Annotated in this window: 4 protein-coding genes and 1 pseudogene; 1 reads left to right on the forward strand and 4 read right to left on the reverse strand. The window is 61.1% G+C overall.

The window, feature by feature from the left end; all coding sequences use genetic code 11:
- From VMA74_RS19565 to VMA74_RS19580, 4 genes and pseudogenes are all read right to left on the reverse strand, one after another.
- Positions 1 to 723 (reverse strand): annotated as a pseudogene (locus tag VMA74_RS19565) (hypothetical protein); the annotation flags it as partial.
- On the reverse strand, positions 707 to 1,288 hold the full coding sequence (locus tag VMA74_RS19570) for a TetR/AcrR family transcriptional regulator (protein WP_325370059.1): 582 nt from the start codon (positions 1,286 to 1,288) through the stop codon (positions 707 to 709). The gene VMA74_RS19570 and the pseudogene VMA74_RS19565, both read right to left, overlap by 17 nt.
- A gap of 102 nt (positions 1,289 to 1,390) precedes the next feature.
- Positions 1,391 to 1,765, reverse strand: a complete 375-nt coding sequence (locus VMA74_RS19575; protein ID WP_325370061.1) for a hypothetical protein — start codon at positions 1,763 to 1,765, stop codon at positions 1,391 to 1,393.
- Between the two features lie 137 nt (positions 1,766 to 1,902).
- Positions 1,903 to 2,292: a hypothetical protein gene (locus VMA74_RS19580; RefSeq protein WP_325370062.1), complete on the reverse strand. Its 390-nt coding sequence runs from the start codon at positions 2,290 to 2,292 to the stop codon at positions 1,903 to 1,905.
- Between the two features lie 494 nt (positions 2,293 to 2,786).
- Here VMA74_RS19580 and VMA74_RS19585 point away from each other — a divergent pair, with 494 nt between their 5' ends.
- Positions 2,787 to 3,335 carry a restriction endonuclease gene (locus VMA74_RS19585; RefSeq protein ID WP_325370064.1) on the forward strand — a complete coding sequence of 183 codons (549 nt, stop codon included), beginning with the start codon at positions 2,787 to 2,789 and terminating at the stop codon, positions 3,333 to 3,335.
- Positions 3,336 to 3,633 lie beyond the last annotated feature (298 nt).

The following is a 3,633-nucleotide window of genomic DNA, read 5'->3' on the forward strand; positions in this document are numbered from 1 at the left end:
AGCCTGCCCCTCCGGCTCGCTCAATGCAGCCTGGGTCGGCTTTTGCAGCGATACCAGGCCAATGCGCATCGTTCCGGTCGCCGGAGCCTGAAGTCGCCAGCCGCCATACGCCACCGTGCCGGTCAGCAAAATAGCTGTAAGCACGGCCACCGTGATACGACTGCGCCTGGAAGCATGCGGCGTCGCCTGCAACGCGATGGCCGTGGGCACCAGCAGCAACAGAAAACCAATGCCCCAAATGCCGGTTATCGCCGCCATTTGAATGACGGCCAGTGCATCCATCTGCGTGTAGCTGAGACTGGAAAACGTGGCGTGCGGCGAAAGCAGATTAGTGACGTATTCCAGGGCGACCCACATCGCCGGCACCGCCAGTGCGGCGGCCAGCGTATGACCGCGCAGCAGCAATCGCCGATACAGCAGCACGCACAGCAGCAACATGATGCCCGATGCGCTGATCGCATACACATCGAAAAACCAAGGCAGGCCGATATACGTGTGGAGATAAGTCCAGACGCTAAGCGAACCTGCGGCATACGCGACAAAAGCCGACAGGGCGGCCGAGCGCGCTCGAACCCGGGGAGCGAGCCATAGCACGGGCAACGGTGCGAACCATGTCAGCCACCAGTGTGGATGGATGCCGCTACCGAACCACCAGCACAGTGCGGAGAGGGCAGTCGCTGCAAACCAGGTCCGCAGCGCGGAATAATCATGCCTTGATGCCATCGAGCAACCTCCTCAAGGATTGCAAGTAGAAGGCGCGAAACTGCGCCTCGTCATAGCTGAAACGTCCGGCGCGATAGAGCGCGATCAAACCGTGCTGATGCGCCCAGATCGTCATCGTGACGTCGTGCGGATCGTCCTGTTTCAACACGCCCTGGGCCATGCCTTCGATGACGGCGTCGAGTGCAACATTGAAGGTGGGCGAAAGGCGCGCGTGAAAATCTTCCGGATAACGCCGCGCATCGTCGCGGCGTACCGAAAAGGCGTGGTCGAACAGATGCGGATGCGCCAGCGCGTAGTCCAAATAGGGTTCCATCAACGCGTTAAGCCGCTTGAGCACGTCGCGGCCGCGCGCACGCGATTTCCATTCGTGCGCGACACTCTGGAAGCTGTCGTCGGAGAGCTTCTTCAGCAGCGCGTCCCGGTTGGGAAAATGGCGATAGATCGCCATCGGCGTGATCCCTACCGCATCGGCTACGCGGCGCATGGTCACGGCATCGGCGCCTTCGCGTTCAAATAATGCGAAGGCGGCCTTGAGGATTTTTTCGGGGGTGGTCAGACGAGGCATGTATACACTGTATACATGACGGACGCCAAGCAGCAATGCTTACTAATGGGCTATACGCTTGCCGGCTGGGGCATGCCGTGGCCTACGGGATCCGCGCGAGATTCAACCTATGTGCAGCCAATGCACGTACACGCCGTTCTCTTTGTCTTCTTCCCGGAATCCTTCGCGCCCTTCCGCCACCACGGCCCAGACGGTGCGCAGGCTGCCGGCCGAAATCCGGTCCACACGCACGTGCTCGCCCTGCGGTATCAGGAAATTGGCCGCCAGCACCATCACGCGCTCGGCTTCCCACACCAGCGTCGCCTTGCGCGCGGCACTGGCGCCCCAGCCGATGTGGATCTGTACGTCCTGCGCTGGAAAGGCGCCGCGATTGTCGAGCTTCCATTCCTCGGTCTTGCGCAATAGCGCTTCCAGGCGTGGATCGTTCCAATCCACCTGATTGTTCGACACCTTGGGCATGGATTTGATGTGGCTCATACAACGTGTGTTCCTGCAGGCAGCACGCCAGCGGCTTCGCCTTGCCGCATGCGGCAAGGCGAGTTCGACGCTTTGGAGACTGGCGTCCTTCAGGCCGTTATCGGCCTGCGGCAGCGATTCTTGAACAGGCGCTGTGGTTACGCTTTGGTGGGCTTGTTCAACACCTGCAGCCAATACACGTGCAGGCCTTTGCGGCGATCTTCCTCACGGTTGCCTTCGCGCCCCTCCACCACCACGCCCCACAGGGTGCGGATGCGATCGCCCAGGTGCTTGTCGAGGCGTACTTGCTCGCCCTGCGGCAGGGAGAAGGTGGTTTCCACCACCACGGCGCTGTCGCGCTCCCATACCAGGGTGGCCGACCGGCCCACCGTACCGCTCCAGCCGAGGTAAACCTGGACATGCTGGGGCGTAAAGCCGCCGCGGTTGTCGATGCTCCAGCTTTCGCTGCGGCTAAGCAGCGATACCAGTTGCGGATCGTCCCAGTTGACGGGGGTGTTGCGGGCCCAGGTGTCTGTCTTGCTACTCATGGCCATGCTTCCTATTGAAGCGGTTGCGACGAAGCGGCGATGCCGGCGCGTCTGGTGTGGCATGCGAGATGTGAAAAAGGCGTGGAAATCCTGTCGCCGGCCGTTGAAGCTGTGTCAGAGCATACCCCTGCCGCCAAACCATGGGATGAGGTGAAAAGCGGGGCTACAGCTGGCCTTCATACGGTCCGCGGACCTGGCCATGGCGTGAAGATCGTCGCTGCGCCGCACCAAAGCCACCCCTAAAAATGCGCCATGCCGCGGCAGAACAGCACTGCGGCCGAATGCCGCGCTGCACGCTGATATCAAGCAAGGTCCGCGCTAAGGTCGATTCGCGGTTCGACAGCAGCGTTCACAGCTCGGGGGAGTTGATGGCGAAGCACAGAACACATCGCATCGAACGGTTCGTTCGGGTGCATTGGCCCGCCGGATGTCTACTCGGCCTAAGTGCCTACCTGTGCCTGCACTACGGACAAGGCAGGCACGGCGCCAGTTACATGACCTTGTTGTGGATGGCCCTGATCGCCTGCTGGCTGGCTGCATTCGCCACCTGTGTGGGCTATCGCAAGCGCAGGCATCGCCTGATCGTGCGCGACCAATTGGCCCGGCTGTGCGACATGCACTGGCGCGTTTTCGAAGACCGCGTGGCGCAGGCGTTCCGGTTCCGCGGCTATGCCGTGGAGCGTGCCTGCGGCGCCGATGCGGATGACGGCCTGGACCTCGTCTTGCGCAAGCACGGCATGACCACCCTGGTGCAATGCCGTCACTGGCAACATCGCAACGTCGACGTCAAAGACGTGCGCGAGATGCACCATCTGATGAAGTACCACCACGCTTCCGCGGTCAAGATCGTCGCTTGCGGCGACTACACCGAAGATGCCTGGAAGTTCGTCGCCGGCAAGCCATTCGAACTGATCTATGGCGAAACCCTGCTGGCCATGTTGAGCGATGCGCAGTTACCGGTCGACGCGAGCGTGGTGCCGTTCCGCGCACCGAGCTCGCCGCCACCGATGCATCATCGGCCGCGGACGGCGGCGCAGACGTGAGAGACGAAAACCGCGCGCGATGCGCGGTTTTTCTTTAATAAAGCCCGGGATCAGGCCGATTCCATTCCAAAGCGTCTCGTCACTCCGGCTTTCGCCGGAATGACGAGACGCTCTGAATAATACTGACGAAAACTTGGGCGTTTTTTTGTAGGAATAGCAAAAAAATGCGGAGATACCTCAGCATGCGAACCCCAACGTCGCCATGCACAAGCTCAGCGGCAACGGCGTAACGCACTCACGTCGCATCATGAAAAATAACCCCCAACATATGCCGGTGTCCCGAACGAAGCCGGCTTAC

Source organism: Dyella sp., from assembly GCF_035508675.1.
GTDB lineage: Bacteria > Pseudomonadota > Gammaproteobacteria > Xanthomonadales > Rhodanobacteraceae > Dyella_B.